The sequence below is a fragment of the Streptomyces sp. NBC_01445 genome (genome assembly GCF_035918235.1).
Lineage (GTDB): Bacteria > Actinomycetota > Actinomycetes > Streptomycetales > Streptomycetaceae > Streptomyces.
Window position 1 is genome coordinate 7,561,575 of sequence record NZ_CP109485.1, and the last position, 20,944, is coordinate 7,582,518.

Consider the following 20,944-nt stretch of genomic DNA (forward strand, 5'->3'; position numbering starts at 1 on the left):
ACGTCCACGCTCCCGCCCCGGCCCGCGCCGCACGTCGTGCCCACAGCCGATCCGCCTCCGCCGCACGGGGGAGACCACGGCCGCCGCAGGCGCACGGGGCACCCGCCGTGTACCGCTTACGCGTCGAGCACCAGCACGTACTCGGGAATTTCCTTGCCGCGCGCGTGGGCGAAGCCCGAATCCTGGCCGGTGACACGGAAACCGCACTTCTCCAGGACGCGCAGCGAGCCGATGTTGTCGGTCGCGGCGCGAGCGTGCAGCGGGCGCTCCGGGACCTCGGCGAGCAGCGCGCGGAGCGCCGCCGTGGCGAGTCCGCGCCCCCAGTGCGTGCGGTCGATCCAGTACGTGACCTGGAGATCGCCCGGCTCCCCGTACACGGCTGCGCTCCCCACGAGTTCGCCGTCGGCGACGACGGCGCGCACCACGTCGGACGACGAACGGATCCGCTTCCAGTGCGCCTCGAAGTGGTCCCAGTCGGACCCCCTGGGCGAGACGAACGCGGCGACGCGGGCCGCCTCCGGGTCGTTCATGTGCCGGAAGAAGACGCGGACGTCACTCTCCTCGACGGCACGCAGCGCGACCTCCATCAGAGCCTCCGTGTCGCAAGCGTCAGCCGGTCCCGGGCGTCGAACAGCGCGTCCTTCACCATCTGCTCGTGCGCGGGGGTCAGGCGCGCCACCGGCACCGAGCAGCTGATCGCGTCGCGCGCCGGTGTGCGGTACGGGATCGCGACGCCGAAGCAGCGAAGCCCCAGCGTGTTCTCCTCGCGGTCCACCGCGATGCCCTGCTCGCGCACCGCGTGCAGCTCCTCGATGAGCTTCTCGCGGTCGGTGATGGTGTGCTCGGTGAGGGCCGGGAGCGTCTCGGGGAGCATCTTGCGGACCTGCTCGTCGGTGTGGGTCGCGAGCAGCGCCTTGCCGAGGGATGTGGAGTGCGCGGGCAGCCGGCGGCCGACGCGGGTGAAGGGCCGCAGGTAGTGCTGCGACTGGCGCGTGGCGAGATAGACGACGTTCGTGCCGTCGAGGCGCGCCAGGTGGATCGTCTCCGTGGTGTCGTCGGAGAGCCGGTCGAGGGTGGGGCGGGCCGCGGCCACCACCTCGTCGCCGTCGATGTACGACGTGCCGACGAGCAGGGCGCGTACGCCGATGCCGTACCGCGTGCCTGTCGCGTCCGTCTCCACCCAGCCGAGCTCGACCAGCGTGCGAAGGAGCATGTACAGGCTCGACTTGGGGTAACCGACCGCTTCCTGGACGGCCGCCAGGGAGTGCATTCCGGGCCGGCCCGCGAAGTATTCGAGCAATTCCACGGTCCGTACCGCGGACTTGACCTGAGCCCCGCCGCCCGTCTCACCTGCCGACATTCCCTTGACCCCTTCGTTCGACCAGAATTAGTGTCCTGAGTCCGTAGCGTATTCATCATCAGGGACAGCGTTCAGCATATCGAACAGCTGCTGTTCGTCGTCAGGTGAGCGGCACAAATCTGGAGGAACCCGCGGTGGCAGCAGCACCAGTCTGGAGTGTCGACCCCCGAACCGGGAAGCAGCGGGAGCAGGTTGCGGTGGAAGCCACAGCCCAGGAGGTGGACCAGGCGGTCCGCGCCGCGCACGCCGCCACGGGCGCCCTCGCGGACCGCACCGTGCGCGCCGCCTTCCTGCGCAGCGCCGCCGAGCTCCTCGACGCCTCCAAGGATCACCTGGTGGAGGCCGCGGACGCGGAGACCGCGCTCGGTCCCGTCCGCCTCACCGGTGAACTCGCCCGCACCAGCTACCAGTTGCGTGCCTTCGCGGACATCGTCGACGAGGGCGCCTTCCTGGGCATCGTCATCGACCACCCCGACGACTCGGCGACCCCGCCGATCCCGGATCTTCGCCGCTACAAGGTGCCGCTGGGCGTCGTCGCCGTCTACTCGGCGTCGAACTTCCCGTTCGCCTTCTCCGTGCCCGGCGGCGACACCGCGAGCGCGCTCGCCGCGGGCTGCCCCGTCGTCGTCAAGGCCCACCCCGACCACCCGGCCACCTCCGAACTGGTCGCCTCCGTGCTGCGCAGGGCCGCCGCCCAGCACGGCATCCCGGAGGGCGTACTCGGCCTGGTCCACGGCTTCGAGGCGGGCGTCGAGCTCGTGAAGCACCCGCTGGTCTCGGCCGCCGGATTCACCGGTTCCGTACGGGGCGGGCGCGCCCTGTTCGACGCGGCGGCCGCCCGCCCCGTGCCGATCCCCTTCCACGGCGAACTCGGCTCCCTCAACCCCGTGGTCATCACGGCGGAGGCCGCGGCCGAGCGTGCCGAGCAGATCGGCGCCGGGCTCGCGGGCTCCATGACGCTCGGCGTCGGCCAGTTCTGCGTGAAGCCCGGCCTCGTCTTCGCGCCCAACGGTGCCGACGGCGATCGCCTCGTCAAGTCCCTCACCGACGCCGTCAGCGACACCGACGCGGGCGTGCTCCTCGACCACCGCATGCGCGACAACTTCGTCGCGGGCGTCGCCGAGCGCGCGGAGCTGCCCGACGTGGACGCCCCCGTGACCCCGGGCGCGGGCAGCGAGCACACCGTCAGTCCCGGCTTCCTCACGGTCCCGGCCCAGCGCCTGGCCACCGATGGCGGCGACCACGACCTCCTCCTGGAGGAGTGCTTCGGTCCGGTGACCGTCGTCGCCCGCTACGAGGACGACGCCGAGGTCACCTCCGTGCTCTCGCGGCTGCCCGGCAACCTCTCGGCCACCGTCCACCTGTCCGAGGGCGAGGCCGCCGGCCAGGGGCGCGGCGCCGAGATCCTCGCCGAGCTCACCCCGCTCGCGGGCCGCGTCCTGGTCAACGGCTGGCCCACCGGCGTCGCCGTCGCCCCCGCCCAGCACCACGGCGGCCCGTACCCGGCCACGACGTCCACGTCGACGTCCGTGGGCGGCACCGCCGTCGAGCGCTGGCTGCGCCCGGTCGCGTACCAGAACACCCCCGAGGCACTCCTGCCGCCTGAGCTGCGCGACGACAACCCGCTGGGCCTGCCGCGCCGCTACGAAGGCCGCCAGGAGCTCTGAGCCCGCCCGCCCCTCACCGGGAAGCCCGACCGTCACCTGGAAAACTGACCCGATGGACATCGAACTCCCCGAACTCCCGTTCCCGCTGCGCACCTACGGCCCCGACGGGCACTGGTCGTACGAGGACGGGGTGCTCACCGGCTGGGCCGGACCCCGCCAGGACCGCTTCGTGCCGCCCACCGGCACGGCCCTGGACCCGGCGTCCGACGCGCCCCGCCTGCTCGGGGCGCCGAAGGGCGACTTCCAGCTGCTCGCCCGGGTCACGGTCGGCTTCACCGCCGCCTTCGACGCGGGTGTGCTCTATCTGCACGTCGGCGAGCGCGAGTGGGCCAAGCTCTGCCTGGAGCGCTCGCCCGACGAGCCGACCGTCTGCACCGTCGTCACGCGCGGCCACTCCGACGACGCGAACGCGTTCGTCGTGGGCGGCAGCACGGTGTGGCTGCGCATCAGCCGCACCGGTTCGGCGTTCGCCTTCCACGCCTCGCCGGACGGCGAGAAGTGGACCTTCGTCCGGATCTTCTCGCTGGGCGACGAGGAGTCCGCGGGCGCGGCCCTGGTCGGCTTCATGGCGCAGGCCCCGGTCGGTGACGGCTGCGTCGTCACGTACGAGGCCATCGAGTTCCGCCCGACCTGGCCGCAGGGCCTGAAGGACGGTTCCTGACACCACGGGAACCAGGGGCACCTGACCGCCCGGCCCGGGGAATGAGCCGCCGGAGCCGGGCGTTGAAGGGGGTCGCAGGGCACACCCTGCGCCGTACGAATCTGGAGTGACCCCCATGCGCGTCGAGATCTGGTCCGACATAGCCTGCCCCTGGTGCTACGTCGGCAAGGCCCGCTTCGAGAAGGCCCTGGCCGCCTTCCCGCACCGTGACGGCGTCGAGGTGGTCCACCGCTCCTTCGAGCTGGACCCGACGCGCGCCAAGGGCGACAGCGGACTCGTCATCCCGATGCTCGCGCAGAAGTACGGCATGACCGAGGACCAGGCGCAGGCCGCCGAGCGCAACCTCGGCGAGAACGCCGCCTCCGAGGGCCTCGCCTACCTCACCGAGGGCCGCGACCACGGCAACACCTTCGACATGCACCGCCTCCTCCACTTCGCGAAGGAGCAGGGCCGCCAGGACGAGCTGATCGGCCTCCTGTACCGCGCGAACTTCGCCGACGAGCGGTCCGTCTTCGCCGACGCCGACGAGTACCTGATCAGCCTCGCCGCCGAGGCCGGACTCGACGCCGACGAGGCCCGCGCCGTCCTCGCCGACCCCGCCCGGTACGCCGACGACGTGCGTGCCGACGAGCGCGAGGCCGCCGAGCTCGGCGCGAACGGCGTGCCCTTCTTCGTCCTCGACCGCAAGTACGGCGTCTCCGGCGCCCAGCCCGCCGAGGTCTTCGCCCAGGCCCTGGAGCAGGCGTGGGGCAGCCGCTCGCCGCTCCAGGTCATCGACAGCGGCGACGCCGAGGCCTGTGGCCCGGACGGATGCGCGGTCCCGCAGAACTGACACGGGCCGCGGGAGCGGCACGCAGCCCCCGGAGCAGCACTTATAAGAGACGCTTAGGGGTACTGCTCAACAACACGCAATGGACCGATAGTTGGCCAGGCGGCACAGTGGACTCATGGAGACTCTCGATCACGCGCTCGTGCGCGCCGAGTTCGCACCCGTCACCAGCTATCTGAACACCGCGAGCACCGGGCTGCTCCCGTCCCGCACGGTGGCGGCCATGAAGGACGCGGTCGCCTCCGTCGCGGCCGGCCGCCCCGCCGACATGTTCGCGGACGTCGAGGCCGCCCGCGCCGCCTTCGCCCGGCTTGCCGGGGTTCCGGCCGACCGGGTGGCGGCCGGCGCCTCGGTGGCCGTCTACACGGGAGTCATCGCCGCCTCGCTCCCGGCGGGCGCCGAGGTCCTCACCGCGCAGGACGACTTCAGCTCCACCGTGAACCCCTTCTACGTACGCGGCGACCTCAAGGTCCGCACCGCGCCCCTGGAAGGGATCGCCGACGCCGTTCGGCCCGGCACCGCGCTGGTCGCCGTCAGCGCGGCCCAGTCCGCCGACGGACGCGTCGCCGACCTGCCCGCGATCCGCGAGGCGGCCCGCGCCCACGGCGCCCGCACCTACATCGACTGTTCCCAGGGCGCGGGCTGGCTGCCCGTCGACGCGGACGCGCAGGACTACACGTCCACCGTCGGCTTCAAGTGGCTGCTGTGCCCGCGCGGCGTGAGCTTCCTGGTCGTCCCGGAGGACATGGGATCCCTCCGCGCGGTCTTCGCGGGCTGGGTCGCGGGCGAGCACCCGTGGGACAGCTGCTACGGACCCGTCGAGGAGCTCGCCCACTCCGCGCGGCGGTTCGACGAGAGCCCCAGCCTCTTCTCGTACGCGGGCGCGCGGCACTCCCTGGCGCTCATCGAGGAACTCGGCGTCGACGCGATCCGCGCCCATGACCTCGCCCTGGCGGAGCGCTTCCGCGCGGGTCTCGCCACACTTGGCCACGAGCCCGTGCCCGCGCCGGGCTCGCCGGTGGTCTCCGTCCCGGGCCTCGGCGCACGGCAGCCGGAGCTGAGCCGGGCCGGCATCGAGGTCTCCAACCGCGCGGGCAACCTGCGGGCGGCCTTCCACCTGTACAACACGGATTCCGACGTCGACCGGCTCCTTGAGGCGCTGTCGGGCTGAACCCGCCGGGCCGACCCTGCGCGTCGGGCCTGCTCCGGCCTCCGCCAACCGGGAGCAGGCCCGCCCGCAATCCCCGGATCACCCGTCGGCAGGCTCCGCCCCCGGGCAGCTCGCCGGATCCGTGCACAAATTCGCCTCGACCTTGGCGAGCAGCCGCAGGAGTTCGGTCCGCTCCTCCTTGTCGAGGCCGCGCAGCGTGTGGTCCTCCAGGTCGCCCCACTTGTGCTGCACGTCGCCGAGCAGGCCGCAGCTGGCGTCCGTCGTCTCCACGAGCACGGCCCGCCGGTCGCGCGGGTCGGGGGAGCGGCGTACATGACCGGCCTGTTCGAGCCGCTGGAGCATCTTCGTCACCGTGGACGGGTCCAGGTCGACCGCCTTGATGAGCTCCGACTGGCGCACGGGCCCCCTGTCCCACAGGTGCATCATCAGGAACTCCTGGCCCGGATAGAGGCCGAGCCCGCGCAGCAGCTTGCCCGCGGTGATCCGGTGCAGCCGCGCCACGCGGGAGAGCGCATGGCTGACGGGACCGCAACGCGCGGCCTCGGGCAGGTGCTCACTACAGGCTGGCTCGTCCGTCATGGCGACTCCTGATCGGTTCCGGCCTCGCCGTGGAGTCCGGTCTCTCCACGGAGGTTCGGTCTTCACTCAGAGATTACCTTGGTCGGCCAATGAATGGGTTACAGTGGCACACGGCTCGATTACTTGGCCGACCACATATCGGTCGGCGTTACGTTGCCTGCCTGCCCTTGGATGGAGTAGCCATGACCACCGCCTTCGACCCGATCGACCTCTCCGGCGTCCAGCTCGCCAACCGCATCGCCATGGCCCCGATGACCCGCAGCCGGGCCGGCGAGGGCGGCACCGCCACCGACCTGACCGTCGAGTACTACGCGCAGCGCGCCTCGGCCGGCCTGATCATCACCGAGGGCATCCAGCCGTCCGCCGTCGGGCAGGGCTACGCATGGACCCCGGGCCTGCACAGCGACGAGCAGATCGCGTCCTGGCGCAAGGTCACCGACGCCGTGCACGCCAAGGGCGGCACGATCTACGCGCAGATCATGCACGCGGGCCGGATCAGCCACCCGGTGCTGCTGCCCGAGGGGGAGACGCCGGTCGCCCCGTCCCCGGTCGCCCCGGCGGGACAGGGCTTCACCACCGAGGGCATGAAGGACTTCACCACCCCGCGCGCGCTGACCGGCGACGAGGTCCGCGCCACGATCGCCGACTTCGCCACCGCCGCCCGCAACGCGATCGAGGCCGGCTTCGACGGCGTGGAGCTGCACGGCGCCAACGGCTATCTCATCCAGCAGTTCCTCGCTCCCAACACCAACCTGCGCGACGACGAGTGGGGCGGCAGTGTGGAGAACCGCATCCGCTTCGCCGTCGAGGTCGTCAAGGCCGTCGTCGCCGAGATCGGCGCCGAGCGGACCGGCCTGCGGATCTCGCCCGGCAACTCGTACAACTCCATCGAGGAGAGCGACCCGGCGCCGACGTACACCGCGCTGGTCAAGGAGATCGAGCCGCTCGGCATCTCCTACCTGCACGTCCTCGAGAGCTCCGACATCCGCGAGCTGACCCTGGCGCTGCGCAAGCAGTTCTCGGGCACGTTCGTCATCAACGTCCTCAGCGACGGGCCCACCGGGCACGGCGAGCTCTCGGTGATCGAGGACGGCATCGCCGACATCATCACGTTCGGCGCGCTCTTCCTCGCCAACCCCGACCTGCCGGCCCGCCTGAAGACGCAGGGTCCGTACAACACCCCGGACCCGGCCACGTTCTTCGGCGGCGACGCGAAGGGCTACACGGACTACCCGGTGCTCACCGCCTGACCCCTCCCGCCTGACCGCTTCCGCATACGCGAGTTGGGGCGGCCCCCGACCGGGAGCCGCACCAACTGTGCGTGTACGAAGGTCAGTTCACCGGGGTGAAGTCCCGTGCCCCGATGCTGTGTCTTTCGGGGGGCGACCCCCGAACCCCCAGCCGGGAACAGCGCTACCTCACCGGCGTGAAGTCCCGTGCCCCGATGAACTCGGGCCGTCGCACCGGGGCCGCGAACGGCTCCACCGCCGTGTTCTCCACGCTGTTGAACACGATGAAGACGTTCGAGCGCGGATACGGGGTGATGTTGTCCCCGGAGCCGTGCATGGCGTTGCAGTCGAACCACGTCGCCGAGCCCGCGCTGCCCGTGAACAGGCGGATGCCGTGCCGGTCCGCGAACTTGGTCAGCGCCTCGTCCGACGGCGTGCCCGCGTCCTGCATCTGGAGGGACTTCTTGTAGTTGTCCCTCGGCGTCTCGCCCGCGCAGCCCAGGAACGTCCTGTGCGACCCCGGCATGATCATCAAGCCGCCGTTGGTGTCGTAGTTCTCGGTCAGCGCGATCGAGACGGACACGGTCCGCATGTTCGGCAGGCCGTCCTCCGCGTGCCAGGTCTCGAAGTCCGAGTGCCAGTAGAAGCCACTCGCCCCGAAGCCCGGCTTCACGTTGATCCGCGACTGGTGGACGTACACGTCCGAGCCGAGGATCTGCCGTGCCCGGCCCACGACCCGCTCGTCGTGCACCAGGTTCGCGAACACCTCGCTGATCCTGTGGACCTCGAAGACGGACCGCACGTCCTGCGACGTGGGCTCGACGATGGAACGCTCGTCGGCCTTGACCGCCGGATCCGTGATCAGCCGGTTCAACTCGGCCTGGTACGTGCCGATCTCGTCCGGACCGATCAGCTCCTCGATCGCGAGGAAGCCGTCCCGCTCGAAGCCCGCGAGGTCCGACTGGCGGATCGGACCGCGCGCGTCCGGCGGCGACCAGACGACGGGGTCGACGCGGGGCGTCGCCACCTCGGAGGCGCCGCGGGTCGGGTAGAGGTCGGTACGTGTCTCCGTGCTCATCAGGATCAGGCCTCCTCGGTCAGCAGCGGGTAGACGCCGTTCTCGTCGTGGTCCTCCCGTCCGGTCACGGGAGGGTTGAACACGCACACGCAGCGGAAGTCGGTCTTGGGGCGCAGGGTGTGGCGCTCATGGCCGTTCAGGAGGTACATCGTGCCCGGCTCGATCCAGTGCTTCTCGCCGGTCTCCTTGTTGGTGAGCTCGGCCTCGCCCTCGACGCACAGCACGGCCTCGATGTGGTTGGCGTACCACATGTCGGTCTCCGTGCCCGCGTAGAGGATCGTCTCGTGCAGTGAGAAGCCGACCTTCTCCTTGGCAAGGACGATGCGCTTGCTCTCCCAGGTGCCGGTCGCCGACTTCACATGCCGGTCGGTGTTCTCGATCTCCTTGAACGAACGGACGATCACGGTGAGTTGCTGCCTTTCTCTTCTACGTGGTGAGGGGGCGCCTGCCCGCTCGAGCGGAAATCAGGCGGTCTCGCGCACGGCCCGGGTGAGCGTGCGCAGTCCCTCTTCCAGCTCCTCGGGCGTGATCGTCAGCGCCGGAAGCAGCTTGACGACCTCGCTCTCGGGGCCGGAGGTCTCGATGAGCAGACCGAGCTCGAAGGCGCGCTTGGCGACCTTGTTCGCCCGGTCCTTGTCGCGGAATTCCAGGCCCCACACCAGGCCGCGTCCGCGGTACTCGACGGTGTCGTCGCGGAACTCGTCGCGGAGCGCGCCGAGGGCCTCGTCGATCTGCTGGCCGCGGGCGAGCGTCTGCTTCTCCATGGCGGGGCCGTCGGTCCAGTACGTCTCCAGGGCGGCGGCGGCCGTCACGAACGCGGGGTTGTTGCCGCGGAACGTGCCGTTGTGCTCGCCCGGCTCCCAGACGTCGAGCTCCGGCTTGAACAGGCACAGGGACATGGGGAGCCCGTACCCGCTGATGGACTTCGACACGGTCACGATGTCCGGTGTGATGCCCGCCTCCTCGAAGGAGAAGAACGCACCGGTGCGGCCGCAGCCCATCTGGATGTCGTCGACGATCAGGAGCATGTCCCAGCGCTTGCAGACATCGGCCAGCTTGCGCAGCCACTCCGCGCGGGCGACGTTGATGCCGCCCTCGCCCTGCACCGTCTCGACGATCACGGCGGCGGGCGTGTTCAGGCCCGAGCCCGAGTCCTCCAGGAGGCGCTCGAACCAGATGAAGTCCGGTGTCTGCCCGTCCAGGTAGTTGTCGAACGGCATCGGGGTGCCGTGCACCAGCGGGATGCCGGCGCCCGCCCGCTTGAAGGCGTTGCCGGTCACCGCGAGGGAGCCGAGCGACATGCCGTGGAAGGCGTTCGTGAACGACACGATCGACTCACGGCCCTTGACCTTGCGGGCCAGCTTCAGGGCCGACTCGACGGCGTTGGTGCCCGTCGGGCCCGGGAACATGACCTTGTACGGCAGGTCGCGCGGGCGCAGGATGATGTTCTGGAACGACTCCAGGAAGGCGCGCTTCGCCGTCGTCGACATGTCGAGCCCGTGCGTGACGCCGTCGCGCTCCAGGTAGTCGATCAGGGCGCGTTTGAGGACCGGGTTGTTGTGCCCGTAGTTGAGCGATCCCGCGCCCGCGAAGAAGTCGAGGTACTCGTGGCCGTCCTCGTCGAACATGCGGCTGCCCTGCGCCCGGTCGAAGATGGTGGGCCAAGCGCGGCAGTAGCTGCGCACCTCCGACTCAAGGGTCTCGAAGACGCTCAGGTCCGGCTGGGTGATGGTCACAGCGAATCTCCTGGGAGATGGGAGTGGGGGTGGCGTGGAAGAGGTCGTGCGGTCTGCGGTCTTGCGCTGCAGAGAAGTGATGGGGGGCCGGTCGTGGGTCAGACGATCGGCCCGATGCGGTGGAGCACCTCGGGCTCGTGCCCGTCGTCCGGGAAGAGGCCCGCGTCGAACAGCACCGTCTGCGCGACCTCCGCGCCGTTGCGGCGTGCGAACGAGGCGAACAGGCGCTGCGAGGCGGCGTTGTCGGGCGAGATCGTCGTCTCGAGCAAGGTCGTCGCGCCGTCGGCGACGACCTTCGCCCAGAGCCCGTCGAGCAGTGCCCCGGCCAGACCGCGCCCCCGGTGCGCATGGTCGACGGCCACCTGCCACACCACGAGGGTGCGTGGGTTCTCGGGCCGGATGTATCCGGTGATGAACCCGGCGACGGAGCCGGCGGAGTCCCGCGCCACGACGGACGTGGCGGCGAAGTCCCGGCACCACAGCAGGTAGCTGTACGAGGAGTTGAGGTCGAGCACCTTCGAGTCGCGGGCGATGCGCCAGATTGCGGCTCCGTCGGCCACCTCGGGCCGGTCGATCCGCAGGCTCTCGGGCATTTCCAGGAATTGCGCGGTCATGTGAATTCAATTTACCGAGCAATTTCTGGGATTGCATCGCGAGCAGGGGTTACGTAAACGCTCCCTCTGTGTTATCGCGCGGGTGGGGGCGCGCACGCGAAATCTCGGTCATATGTGCCGATTTGACCGGGATGAAGTGCGCAAATCACCTTCGGTGTGGAGTGCGTCACAAGAGCGAAACCCGCGCGAGACGCGTCCGAATTACGCCGATTCCCGTTGTTGAAATCTTAGTGTTTACGTCCCCGGAAAGCGGGCAGAAGAATATGGGAAGCTGTGCTGAGAAATGCGCGAGAATTGACTCGGAAAAGAAAAGAAGGCGCCACCCCATTGAAGGGGCGGCGCCTCACTTTGTGAAGTCGCGGGACTACAGGGGCTGCACCCAGGCCGCCGCGACGGCCCTGCGCGCGCCCTCCAGGTCCACCGGCGCGCCGGACCCCTCCATCTCGGCGAGCGCACCGCCGAGCGCCGCGAGCGAGGACTGCACGACGCCCCGGGTGGCCTGCGGGCCGTAGTGGTTGACGCGGATCATCTCCTTGGCGAGCGCCCCGCCGCCGGCCACCAGCGGCAGCACCGGGTCCACCGCCAGCGCCCGCGCGACCAGCTCCGAGGCGTCGATCCCCGCCGGGGCGCGCAGCGTCGTCGCCACCGGCGCCGCGTCCCGCGCCTCGTACACGTACGGCTCGATGCCGCCGCCCAGCGCGAGCGCACCCGCCCGAGTGGCCGCGGCAGCACCGGCGTGACGGGCCGTCAAAGCGTCGAGGCCCTCCGCGTCGATGCGCTCGACGCACGCCTCCAGAGCGAGCATCTCCAGCTGCGCCGGAGCGTGCAGCAGCGCCTTGCGCCCGCCGTCGATCCAGCGGTGCTTCCAGTCGAGCAGCGACAGGTACGAGTGGCGCGGCGCCTGCGGGTTGGACTCCATCCGCTCCCACGCCCGCGCGCTGACGGACACCGCGGAGACGCCCGCCGGGCCGCCCATGGCCTTCTGCGCGCCGATCACGCACAGGTCCACGCCCCACGCGTCGGGCAGGACCGGCTCGGCGGCGATCGACGCCACCGCGTCCAGGTAGAACAGCGCGCCGTGCTCCCCCACCACTTCGCCGATCTCGGCGACCGGGTTCGTGTTGCCGGTCGCGGCCTCCGCGTGCACGAGCGAGACGAAGTCGGTCTCGGGGTGCTCGGCGAGCGCGTCGCGCACCTGCTCGGCCGTCACGGCGGTGTGGAAGGGGACCGCCAGGTCGTACACCGTCGCGCCGCTGTCCCGCAGCCAGTCGCCGAAGGTCTGGCCGTAGGGTCCCGTGATGATGTTCAGGGCCACGGTGCCGGGGCGCGCGGTGCCACGGATCGCGCCTTCGAGGGGCAGCAGCGCCTCGCCCTGCATGATCACGACGTCCTGCGAGGTGTCGAGCAGCCCGGCCACGCGCCGCTCGATGGAGGCGAAGTGCTCGGCGCTCAGGGGGGCCAGGTCAAGAAAAGGGTGGGTCACGATCGTGCTCTCTTCGCTCTCTTCGCTCACGTCGCCCGTGATCTTCGTTCACGAGTTCGTACGGCGGGCTGCCGTTCCGAGCGTACCCACCGGCCTCATAGGCTTCCGACATGAGTGAGCGCGCGGTGCTGCACGTGAAGGGGCGGGTCCTCGTCGGACCCGACGACGTCAGGGACGAGCTGTGGGTCGTGGGCGGGCGGGTGACGTACGACCGGCCTGCCGGGCCCGGCCTCGACATCACCACCGTCGACGGGTGGGCCATGCCCGGACTCGTCGACGCGCACTGCCATGTCGGCCTGGACACGCACGGCCCGGTGGCCGCCGACGTCGCCGAGAAACAGGCCCTCACCGACCGCGAGGCCGGCACGCTCCTGATCCGCGACGCGGGCTCCCCCTCCGACACCCGCTGGATCGACGACCGCGAGGACCTGCCCAGGATCATCCGGGCCGGGCGGCACATCGCCCGCACCCGCCGCTACATCCGCAACTACGCGCACGAGATCGAGCCGCCCGAGCTGGTGGCCTACGTGGCGCGGGAGGCGAAGCGCGGCGACGGCTGGGTGAAGCTGGTCGGCGACTGGATCGACCGGGACGCGGGCGACCTGACCGCGTGCTGGCCCCGCGAGGAGGTCGAGGCCGCCATCGCTCAGGCGCACCGGCTCGGCGCCCGCGTCACCGCCCACTGCTTCGCCGAGGACTCGCTGCGCGACCTCGTCGAGGCAGGCATCGACTGCATCGAGCACGCGACGGGCCTCACCGAGGACACCATCCCGCTGTTCGCCGAGCGCGGCGTCGCGATCGTCCCGACCCTCGTCAACATCGCCACGTTCCCGCAGATCGCGGCGGCCGGCGAGACCAAGTTCCCCCGCTGGTCTGCCCATCTGAACCGCCTGTACGAGCGCCGCTACGACACGGTGCGCGCGGCGTACGACGCCGGGGTGCCGGTCTACGTCGGCACCGACGCCGGCGGTTCGCTCCCGCACGGCCTGGTCGCCGGGGAGGTCGCCGAACTGGTCAAGGCCGGACTCCCGGCCGTGGACGCGCTCTCCGCGACGGCGTGGGGCGCCCGCGCCTGGCTCGGCCGGCCCGGCCTCGAGGAGGGCGCCTCGGCCGACCTCGTGGTCTACGCATCGGACCCCCGCGCCGATGTACGGGTCCTGGCCTCGCCCCGGCGCGTAGTGTTGCGCGGCCGCATCGTGGGCTGAACCGGCCGCGGGAGGACGCGGGTTGACGGAACGTGACGCCGACGCCCGCCCGCTCGTTGCACACCCTCGTGCGCGCCCGCGCGGCCGACCCGCGCGTTCGGCAAGCGCCGGTCGACCGGGTGACAACAGTGGGATAACAGGGAACAACCGAGCCCAAAGATTCGAAGACCAGCTCGGAAACCTCACTTTGGAGTGAACTGACGTCAGGTTGCTGCCCGTTCACTCTCAGTGCGTAAAGATTCCCTGCATCGAGGCCGACGGCGCGCCCCAGCGATGTCCCCCATGGCGGGGCGGGGCCGACGGCTCCATTTCTCTCGTGGGGGTCCCATCAGCATGCCCAGCACCACCTTCCGTACGCCCGGACGCCGCCTCGCCGCGTCGGCCGCCGCCACGGCCCTGGCAGTCGCCCCGGCGCTGCTCGCCACCGCGGGCACCGCGCACGCGACGGGCGGCCACGGCGGCAAGTCGAGCGCCGTCGTCCTGCGCACCGGCCTGAATGTCTCCCTGCTCAACAAGACCGTGAACGTCCCGCTCACGGCCACGCTCAACGAGGTGCAGGCCCCCGCCAGTGCCGAGAAGACCGCCCTCACCGTGAAGCTGGACGGCGTCGACCGCGGGCGGCCGTTCAGCGTCCTGCGGGCGGACGTGGCGACCGCGAAGGCCACCGTCGACGACCACAAGGCGGAGGGTTACAGCAACCTCGCCCACGCCAAGGTCCACATCCCGGGCCTGCCGCTGCTCTCGCTCATCGAGGTCGGCCAGGTCACGTCGAAGGCGGTCTGCGAGACGGGCAAGCGCCCCGTCGCCGAGTCGAACGTCCTGGGCGCGGTCACGGTCCTCGGCAAGAAGGTGACCCTGTCGGCGGGCGGCACCACGGAGGTGAAGGTCCCGGGCGTGGGCGAGGTCCGGCTCGACCTCTCGAAGACGCACACCACATCCCGTACGGCTGCCGCCTCGGCGCTCGAACTGAAGGTGTCCGTCAACCCGCTCAAGCTGAACGTGGCGGAGGTGGAGGGCACGGTGACCCTCGCCGGCGCGACCTGCGAGACGCCCGCGGCGGCGCCCTCGCAGAAGCCCCCGGCCAAGCCGGCCGACGACGTGAAGCCCCAGGGCGGCGCCGCCGAGCCGATCGCCAAGCCCGCCGCCAAGGCGGACCTCGCGGAGACCGGGGGGAACTCGATGACGCCGTACATCGCGGGCGGTGCCATCGTGCTGCTGGTCGCCGGTGGCGGAGCCGTCGCCGTCGCGCGGCGCGGGCGCTCCTGACCCGAGGGCCCGAGGGGGGACCGGAGGGGAGCGGAGGGGAGCGGAGGGGAGCGGAGGGGCGGGAGTCGGGGACTCCCGCCCCTCGGCACGCCCCGTCAGGTGCTCGTCAGCGCCTGGTCGAGCGCCTGGAGGAACCGGCCCGTCGTCGCCCTGTCCCGCACCGCGAGACGCAGCCACTCCGTGCCGAGGCCCGGGAACGTGTCGCCTCTGCGCACCGCGAAACCCCGCTGCCGCAGCCGCGCGCGCAGCGCCGCCGCACCGGGGACCCGTACGAGTACGAACGGACCCTCCGCAGGGCCCGCCACCGACACGCCCTCCGCCGCGAACTCCGAGAGCCCCGCCACCAGATGGGCCCGGTCGGCCGCGATCCGGTGCGCCGCGTGCGCCGCCTCCGCGAGGGCACGCGGCGACACACACGCCTCGGCCGCGGCCAGCGCCGGCGTGGACACCGGCCACAGCGGCTGCGCCCGCTCCAGCTCCGCGATCGTGTCCGGTTCCGCCAGCACGTAGCCGATCCGCAGCCCCGCCAGCCCCCATGTCTTCGTCAGGCTGCGCAGCACCACGAGCCCCGGCACGTCGCTCCGGCCCGCGAGGGCCTCCCGCTCGCCGGGGACCGCGTCCATGAATGCCTCGTCCACCACCAACACCCGCCCGGGGCGGGCCAGTTCAGCGATGAGCGCGGCCGGGTGCAGGACCGACGTCGGGTTCGTCGGATTGCCGATCACCACCAGGTCCGCGTCCTCGGGCACGGCCGCCGGGTCGAGCCGGAAGCCGTCCTCCTCGCGCAGCAGCACCCGGTCCACGGCATGCCCGGCGTCCCGCAGCGCCGCCTCCGGCTCCGTGAACTGCGGGTGCACCACCACCGGGTGACGGACCTTCAGGGCCCTGGCGAGCAGCACGAACGCCTCAGCCGCCCCCGCCGTGAGCAGCACCCGCTCCACGGGAAGCCCGTGCCGGCGGGCCACCGCCTCGCGGGCCGCCCGCCCGTCCGGATACGCGGCGAGCCCGCCGAGCGAGTCCGCGATGTGCTCGCGCAGCCACACCGGGGGAGTGTCCGCGCGGACGTTCACCGCGAGATCCGTGAGGTCCGCGACCGTGCCGCGGACCTCCGCGTCACCGTGGTGGCGCAGATCGTGACCGTCGTCAGTGCGCATGCGAGTGGGAGTGCCCGTGACCGTGCGCGTGGCCGTGGTGGTCGCCGTCGTCGTCCGGGTGGAAGTGCGGCTGCTGCGGAAGCCCCACCTTGTCCTCGAAGCCCGGCAGCGCGATCCGGTACACGCAGGTGTCGCAGTTCATCCGCAGATCGCCGCGGACGGCCTCCTCGTACCGCTCCATGACCAGGTCGATCAGCTCCGGCTCCGGACCGATCACGTCGGCGGAAAGCACCTCGACGTCCGGGTGGGCCGACGCCCAGCCCTCCGTCTGCTGCTGCACCCGGTCCGGCAGGATCCCCGTGAACAGGAAGTACGGCAGGACGACGACGCGCCGCGCGCCGAGCTTCACACACCGGTCGAGGCCCGACGGCACGTCCGGCGCGGCCAGCGACACGAACGCCGTCTCCACGCCCGCGTAACCGCGCCCCTCCCACAGGAGCCGCGCCGCCTTGTGCACCTCGGCGTTGGCGTCCGGGTCCGTCGAGCCGCGGCCCACCAGCAGGACCGTCACATCGGCCCGGTCCTCCGGCGTGCGCGCCCCGCCGCCCAGCGCCTCGTCGAGACGCCGCTCAAGCACCTGGAGCAGCGACGGGTGCGGACCCAGCGGACGCCCGTACGTGTAGGAGATCCCCGGGTGCCGCTCCTTCTCACGGGCGAGCGCCGCCGGGATGTCGCCCTTGGCGTGCCCCGCCGACACCAGCATCAGCGGCACCGCCGCGAACCGGCGCACCCCGCGCTCCACGAGCTCGCCCACCGCCTCCGTCAGCGGCGGCGGCGACAGCTCGATGAAGCCGCCGGCCACGGGCAGGTCGGGACGGCGGCGGCCGAGCTCCCTGACGAAGTCGCGGAAGGCTTCGGCACCGGCCTCGTCGCGGGTGCCGTGCCCGGCGATGAGCAGAGCGGGAGGGGTGGTCACGAGGACTCCTTATGGGTGGTGCTGGTGGTGTTGTCGGGAGCGGCGGCGGCCGGCTGCTGCCAGCGGTAGCCGCGGGGGGTGACCATGCGGCCCGCGATCCGCCGCGTGGCCGTGTTGCCGACGGTGACGACGGTCATCATGTCGACCCAGGCCGGGTCGAGTTCGCCGAGTGTGGTCAGCCGGCTCGACTCGTCGGCGCGGGACGCGTTGCGCACCACGCCCACGGGCGTGCCCGGTTCGCGGTGCCCGGCGAGGATGCCGAGGGCCTTCGGCAGCTGCCAGTCGCGACCCCGGCTGCGCGGGTTGTAGAACGTGACCACGATGTCCGCCTCGGCCGCCGCACGCACCCGGCGCTCGATGACCTCCCACGGTGTGTGCAGGTCGGACAGGCTGATCGAGACATGGTCGTGGCCGAGCGGCGCGCCCAGGATCGCGGCCGCCGCGAGCGCGGCCGTCACACCCGGTACGCCCACCACGTCGATGTCGTCGGACGCCTCGGCGAGCGCGGGCGACGCCATCGCGTACACGCCCGCGTCCCCGCTGCCGATCAGTGCGACGGCCTGCCCCTTGCGGGCCTCGGCCACCGCCGTGCGGGCCCGCTCCTCCTCGGCGCCGAGCCCGGACTCCAGGATCCGGGTGCCGGGCCGCAGGAGGTCCCTGATCTGGTCGACGTACTGGTCGAGGCCGACGAGTACGGACGCGGCGCGCAGCTCGTCGCGGGCGCGCGGCGTCACCAGGTCACGGGCGCCGGGGCCGAGCCCGACGACGGCGAGCCGGCCGCGCGGCGCGGTGCGCACGACGGCGCACGTCGCCATCGCGGGCTTCCCGTCGGCGCGCACCGACTTCCGCTTCGGTACGAGGAGTTCACCGCCGGCGACCAGCGCGGCGGCCTCCGCCACGGAGGGCGTGCCGACGGCGTCGAGCGGCGCGTCGGACGGGTTCGGCACGGCGACTGCGGCGAGTGTCTCGGCGCCGTACGTCACGACGGGCACACCCAACTGCGCGGCGGCCTCGACGATGCCCGGCTCACCGGCCTTGGCGTCGACGGTCGCGAGCCGCGCCACGGACAGCGGCGAGAGCCCCGCGTCCCGCAGCGTCTCGCGCACGAGCCCGAGCACCTCGTCGACCGGCGCGCCCTTGCTGGCGCCGACGCCCACGACGAGCGACGGGGGCCGCAGGACGACCTCGCGGTCGGCGGGCTCCACGGCGCGGTCGGTGACGCGGATCGTGTGCGCGGCCACCTGGTCCGGCGCGACATTTCCCGGCAGCGCGGGCAGCGGGTGGGCCGACTCGGCGTGCAGGGCGACCGGTTCACCGTCGAGGACCGCCCGGGTGACCCCGGCGACGTCACCCTCGACGGGCAGGCCGAGCGTGTCGAGCCCCGGCACGTCCACGGCGTCCGTCGCCGTGGTCACCACCGGCTCGGCCTCCAGGACGGCGGCCACCTCACGCGCGAGCGCGTTCGCCCCGCCCTCGTGCCCGCCGAGCAGCGACACCGCGAACCGCCCCGCCTCGTCGACGCACACCACGCCCGGGTCCATGTGCTTGTCCCGCAGCAGGGGCGCGACGAGCCGGACCACGGCCCCCGTCGCCAGGAAGCACACCACCTGCTCGCACTCCGTGAACGCGCGCCGTACGGCGTCCCCCACGGAACCCTCGTACACGCGCGTACGCGACGGCCACGCCGACGCGAGCCGGTCGCGGGACACCGCCCCGGCCGCCGTGGCGGAAATCAGGCCGATCACTCAACTACTCCTTCGTTCAAGGAAGTCCACGGAAGTGGCGCTCTGTGCATCTGCATCAGGCCGTACGCCCCACACAAGGAACACCGGATTGGCCGCGGCGAGCCGCGAGACGTCGCCCGGCAGCGGCGCGAGCCGGGACGACTGGAGCAGAACCCCGTCGGTGACGAACCCGGCAGTGCCCAGTGCGTCCCGCACCGCGCCCACCCGGTCCACCGCCGCCACGGCGACCACCACGGACCGTCGCGTGCGTCGGGCGCACGCCGTCACGATCGCGGTCAGCTCACGCCCGCCCCCGCCGATGAACACGGCGTCGGGGTCGCTGAGATCGGACAGGACGGTGGGCGCCGCGCCGTGCACGACGCGTACGTCGACACCGTGGGCGGCGGCGTTGTCCCGGATCCGGGCCACGCCGTCCACGGTCTTCTCGACGGCCACGGCCGCGGCACCGAACCGCGCACACTCCACGGCGACCGAGCCGGAACCGGCCCCGATGTCCCACACCAGGTCGCCCGGGCGCGGCCCGAGCCGCGCGAGCGCGAGCGCCCGCACCTCGAACTTGGTGATCATCGAGTCGCGGTGCTCGAACTCGCCCTCGTCCAGGGCCCATCGGGACGGGGGACGGCCGGGACCCGCGAGGGTGCGCACCGGTGCGAGCACCCGCTTCTCGTCCAGGCAGAGCACCACGCTCACCGCGTCGCCCCAGTCACGGGCGGCGGCCTCCGACGGCGTGACGCGTTCAAGGCTCTCGTGGTCGGGGTCGCCGAGGCGGGACGCGACGACGAGCACGCGGTCGGCGCCGCGGTGCGCGAGTTCGGCGCCCAGCTCGGCAGGGCCCGCGCCAGGACCCGTCAGCACGGCGGTCTTCGGGTACGCGCGGCACACGTTGACCGCGGTCCGCAGGTCACGGCCGTGTGCGCTGACCACCGCCGCGTCGTCCCACGGAAGGCCGACGCGCGCGAACGCCGTCGCCACCGACGACACCCCCGGCCGCACGTCGAGCGCCGCGGACCCGAACCGCTCGGCGAGCGCCCGCACGATCCCGAAGAACCCGGGATCGCCGGACGCCAGCACCGCGACGCCCTGACCCTTCTCGTTCTCGACGTATCGCTCGACCGCGTCCAGCGCCGGGGCCAGCGGCCCGAGCACGACCCGCTCCGCCCCGGGAGCCAGCAGCGCCCCGGCCGCGTCGAGATGACGCCGCCCTCCGACGACAAGAGCGGCGGACGACAGGGCCGGATCCGGGGACAGCGGCGCCCCCGTCCCCGTACCGAAGACCGTGATCACGACTGGGCCTGTGCGGATTTCCCGGCCCGCAGCGCCGCCCGCGCCTCGGGGTCGGCCTTGCGGAAACCGTGGAAGTGGCCCGGGTGGTAGAGGTGCGAACGCGTGCCCTCCGCGTCCAGGGCCGGGCCGACCAGGAACAGCGTGTGCTTCCACAGCTTGTGCTGCTTCACGGTCTCCTCCAGCGTGCTGATCGTGCACTTCACGATCAGCTCCTCCGGCCAGGTCGCCTGGTACGCGACGACGACCGGCGTCGACGTCGGGTAGCCGCCCTCCAGAAGCTCACGCACCAACTGCCCGCTGCGCGCCGCCGACAGGAACAGCGCCATCGTCGTGCCGTGCCGCGCGAACTCCCGCACCTCCTCGCCCGGAGGCATCGGCGTCTTGCCGCCGCCGAGCCGCGTCAGGATCACGGACTGCGCGACCTCGGGGATCGTCAGCTCGCGCTGCACGAGCGCGGCCACCGCCGAGAACGACGAGACACCCGGGATCACCTCCGTCGCGATACCGAGCCGCGCGCACCGGTCGACCTGCTCCTGCGTGCCGCCCCACAGCGCCGGGTCCCCGGAATGGATGCGCGCGACCCGCAGCCCGTCGCGGTGCGCCCGCTCGTACACGGCGACGACGTCCTCCAGCGACATCGTCGCCGAGTCCAGGATCTCCGCGCCCTCGCGCGCGTGGTCGAGGACCTCCTCCTGCACCAGGCTGGCCGCCCAGATGACGACATCGGCGTCCGCGATGGCGCGCGCGGCGCGGAACGTGAGCAGATCGGCGGCGCCGGGCCCGGCACCGACGAAGGTCACCTTGCCGGTGGTTGCTTCGGGCATGACTGGGGTCCTCTCGGGGATGGACGTCGTACGCGTGAGGATCACGCGGTCGTACACGGTTCGGTCGTACGGAGGTACGGGAGCGGTATCGGACGGGTCGGAAGGTGCGGTTCAGCCGGTCCCGGGCGTGCGCGGACAGTACC

At 72.0% G+C, this 20,944-nt stretch carries 20 protein-coding genes; 7 read left to right on the forward strand and 13 right to left on the reverse strand.

The genetic code is table 11. The features are described 5' to 3' along the window. Positions 1-116: 116 nt before the first annotated feature. Both OG574_RS34400 and OG574_RS34405 read right to left on the reverse strand, forming a co-directional pair. Positions 117-587 (reverse strand): GNAT family N-acetyltransferase, encoded by a 471-nt coding sequence (locus tag OG574_RS34400; protein ID WP_326776377.1) that lies wholly within the window; start codon positions 585-587, stop codon positions 117-119. Then, a complete protein-coding gene (locus OG574_RS34405; RefSeq protein WP_116502788.1) occupies positions 587-1,360 on the reverse strand; it encodes an IclR family transcriptional regulator in 774 nt (257 codons plus the stop codon). The genes OG574_RS34400 and OG574_RS34405 overlap by 1 nt, the downstream gene beginning before the upstream one ends. Positions 1,361-1,494: 134 nt before the next feature. On the opposite strand from OG574_RS34405, the gene OG574_RS34410 reads away from it, so the two are divergent. The 4 genes from OG574_RS34410 to OG574_RS34425 all read left to right on the forward strand — a co-directional run bounded on the left by OG574_RS34410 (position 1,495) and on the right by OG574_RS34425 (position 5,688). Continuing rightward, a complete protein-coding gene (locus OG574_RS34410) occupies positions 1,495-3,027 on the forward strand; it encodes an aldehyde dehydrogenase (NADP(+)) (protein WP_326776378.1) in 1,533 nt (510 codons plus the stop codon). 52 nt (positions 3,028-3,079) lie between these two features. Then, complete coding sequence (locus OG574_RS34415) at positions 3,080-3,688, forward strand: DUF1349 domain-containing protein (protein WP_326776379.1); 609 nt, start codon at positions 3,080-3,082, stop codon at positions 3,686-3,688. 115 nt (positions 3,689-3,803) lie between these two features. Further along, positions 3,804-4,520, forward strand: coding sequence for a DsbA family oxidoreductase (locus tag OG574_RS34420; protein WP_326776380.1), 717 nt, complete (start codon positions 3,804-3,806; stop codon positions 4,518-4,520). Between the two features lie 115 nt (positions 4,521-4,635). Further along, positions 4,636-5,688 carry an aminotransferase class V-fold PLP-dependent enzyme gene (locus OG574_RS34425; RefSeq protein WP_326776381.1) on the forward strand — a complete coding sequence of 351 codons (1,053 nt, stop codon included), beginning with the start codon at positions 4,636-4,638 and terminating at the stop codon, positions 5,686-5,688. Positions 5,689-5,766: 78 nt separating this feature from the next. Here OG574_RS34425 and OG574_RS34430 read toward each other — a convergent pair whose 3' ends face one another. Next, the gene (locus tag OG574_RS34430; RefSeq protein ID WP_100592464.1) at positions 5,767-6,267 is read right to left on the reverse strand and encodes a MarR family winged helix-turn-helix transcriptional regulator; all 501 of its coding nucleotides are present in this window, start codon (positions 6,265-6,267) and stop codon (positions 5,767-5,769) included. A gap of 182 nt (positions 6,268-6,449) precedes the next feature. Between OG574_RS34430 and OG574_RS34435 the strand changes: the two genes are divergently transcribed. Next, on the forward strand, positions 6,450-7,517 hold the full coding sequence (locus OG574_RS34435) for an alkene reductase (RefSeq protein ID WP_326776382.1): 1,068 nt from the start codon (positions 6,450-6,452) through the stop codon (positions 7,515-7,517). A 163-nt stretch (positions 7,518-7,680) separates the two neighbouring features. On the opposite strand, the gene thpD is transcribed toward OG574_RS34435, so the two are convergent. The 5 genes from thpD to OG574_RS34460 all read right to left on the reverse strand — a co-directional run bounded on the left by thpD (position 7,681) and on the right by OG574_RS34460 (position 12,407). Further along, a complete protein-coding gene (gene thpD / locus OG574_RS34440) occupies positions 7,681-8,574 on the reverse strand; it encodes an ectoine hydroxylase (RefSeq protein ID WP_326776383.1) in 894 nt (297 codons plus the stop codon). A 5-nt stretch (positions 8,575-8,579) separates the two neighbouring features. Beyond that, a complete protein-coding gene (locus tag OG574_RS34445) occupies positions 8,580-8,978 on the reverse strand; it encodes an ectoine synthase (RefSeq protein WP_100592467.1) in 399 nt (132 codons plus the stop codon). Between the two features lie 60 nt (positions 8,979-9,038). After that, a complete protein-coding gene (ectB, locus tag OG574_RS34450; protein WP_326776384.1) occupies positions 9,039-10,310 on the reverse strand; it encodes a diaminobutyrate--2-oxoglutarate transaminase in 1,272 nt (423 codons plus the stop codon). 98 nt (positions 10,311-10,408) lie between these two features. After that, a complete protein-coding gene (gene ectA, locus OG574_RS34455) occupies positions 10,409-10,903 on the reverse strand; it encodes a diaminobutyrate acetyltransferase (RefSeq protein ID WP_326778723.1) in 495 nt (164 codons plus the stop codon). Positions 10,904-11,288: 385 nt separating this feature from the next. Continuing rightward, positions 11,289-12,407, reverse strand: coding sequence for a pyridoxal-phosphate-dependent aminotransferase family protein (locus tag OG574_RS34460; RefSeq protein WP_326778724.1), 1,119 nt, complete (start codon positions 12,405-12,407; stop codon positions 11,289-11,291). Between the two features lie 110 nt (positions 12,408-12,517). Here OG574_RS34460 and OG574_RS34465 point away from each other — a divergent pair, with 110 nt between their 5' ends. Then, entirely contained in the window at positions 12,518-13,612 is a 1,095-nt protein-coding gene (locus tag OG574_RS34465) for an amidohydrolase family protein (RefSeq protein WP_326776385.1), read from the forward strand. 333 nt (positions 13,613-13,945) lie between these two features. Continuing rightward, positions 13,946-14,878, forward strand: a complete 933-nt coding sequence (locus OG574_RS34470; protein ID WP_326776386.1) for an SCO1860 family LAETG-anchored protein — start codon at positions 13,946-13,948, stop codon at positions 14,876-14,878. Positions 14,879-14,973: 95 nt separating this feature from the next. Here the strand turns inward: OG574_RS34470 and cobC are convergent, their stop codons facing one another. From cobC to cobM, 5 genes are read right to left on the reverse strand one after another with little or no spacing between them, the layout of a single operon-like run. Beyond that, positions 14,974-16,032 (reverse strand): Rv2231c family pyridoxal phosphate-dependent protein CobC, encoded by a 1,059-nt coding sequence (cobC, locus tag OG574_RS34475; protein ID WP_326776387.1) that lies wholly within the window; start codon positions 16,030-16,032, stop codon positions 14,974-14,976. Beyond that, positions 16,022-16,948, reverse strand: a complete 927-nt coding sequence (locus OG574_RS34480; protein ID WP_326776388.1) for a sirohydrochlorin chelatase — start codon at positions 16,946-16,948, stop codon at positions 16,022-16,024. Before OG574_RS34480 ends, cobC begins: the two co-directional genes overlap by 11 nt. Beyond that, positions 16,945-18,693, reverse strand: coding sequence for a precorrin-3B C(17)-methyltransferase (gene cobJ, locus OG574_RS34485; protein WP_326776389.1), 1,749 nt, complete (start codon positions 18,691-18,693; stop codon positions 16,945-16,947). The genes OG574_RS34480 and cobJ overlap by 4 nt, the downstream gene beginning before the upstream one ends. After that, the gene (gene cbiE / locus OG574_RS34490; protein WP_326776390.1) at positions 18,694-19,977 is read right to left on the reverse strand and encodes a precorrin-6y C5,15-methyltransferase (decarboxylating) subunit CbiE; all 1,284 of its coding nucleotides are present in this window, start codon (positions 19,975-19,977) and stop codon (positions 18,694-18,696) included. Beyond that, positions 19,974-20,801, reverse strand: coding sequence for a precorrin-4 C(11)-methyltransferase (gene cobM, locus OG574_RS34495; RefSeq protein WP_326776391.1), 828 nt, complete (start codon positions 20,799-20,801; stop codon positions 19,974-19,976). Before cobM ends, cbiE begins: the two co-directional genes overlap by 4 nt. Positions 20,802-20,944 lie beyond the last annotated feature (143 nt).

What these genes read in the sequence shown, in the direction of transcription:
- OG574_RS34400 (WP_326776377.1), bottom strand. Translation starts at nt 587, where the DNA reads ATGGAGGTCGCGCTGCGTGCCGTCGAGGAGAGTGACGTCCGCGTCTTC.
- OG574_RS34405 (WP_116502788.1), bottom strand. Translation starts at nt 1,360, where the DNA reads ATGTCGGCAGGTGAGACGGGCGGCGGGGCTCAGGTCAAGTCCGCGGTA.
- OG574_RS34415 (WP_326776379.1), top strand. Translation starts at nt 3,080, where the DNA reads ATGGACATCGAACTCCCCGAACTCCCGTTCCCGCTGCGCACCTACGGC.
- OG574_RS34420 (WP_326776380.1), top strand. Translation starts at nt 3,804, where the DNA reads ATGCGCGTCGAGATCTGGTCCGACATAGCCTGCCCCTGGTGCTACGTC.
- OG574_RS34425 (WP_326776381.1), top strand. Translation starts at nt 4,636, where the DNA reads ATGGAGACTCTCGATCACGCGCTCGTGCGCGCCGAGTTCGCACCCGTC.
- OG574_RS34430 (WP_100592464.1), bottom strand. Translation starts at nt 6,267, where the DNA reads ATGACGGACGAGCCAGCCTGTAGTGAGCACCTGCCCGAGGCCGCGCGT.
- OG574_RS34435 (WP_326776382.1), top strand. Translation starts at nt 6,450, where the DNA reads ATGACCACCGCCTTCGACCCGATCGACCTCTCCGGCGTCCAGCTCGCC.
- thpD (WP_326776383.1), bottom strand. Translation starts at nt 8,574, where the DNA reads ATGAGCACGGAGACACGTACCGACCTCTACCCGACCCGCGGCGCCTCC.
- ectA (WP_326778723.1), bottom strand. Translation starts at nt 10,903, where the DNA reads ATGCCCGAGAGCCTGCGGATCGACCGGCCCGAGGTGGCCGACGGAGCC.
- OG574_RS34465 (WP_326776385.1), top strand. Translation starts at nt 12,518, where the DNA reads ATGAGTGAGCGCGCGGTGCTGCACGTGAAGGGGCGGGTCCTCGTCGGA.
- OG574_RS34470 (WP_326776386.1), top strand. Translation starts at nt 13,946, where the DNA reads ATGCCCAGCACCACCTTCCGTACGCCCGGACGCCGCCTCGCCGCGTCG.
- cobC (WP_326776387.1), bottom strand. Translation starts at nt 16,032, where the DNA reads ATGCGCACTGACGACGGTCACGATCTGCGCCACCACGGTGACGCGGAG.
- cobM (WP_326776391.1), bottom strand. Translation starts at nt 20,801, where the DNA reads ATGCCCGAAGCAACCACCGGCAAGGTGACCTTCGTCGGTGCCGGGCCC.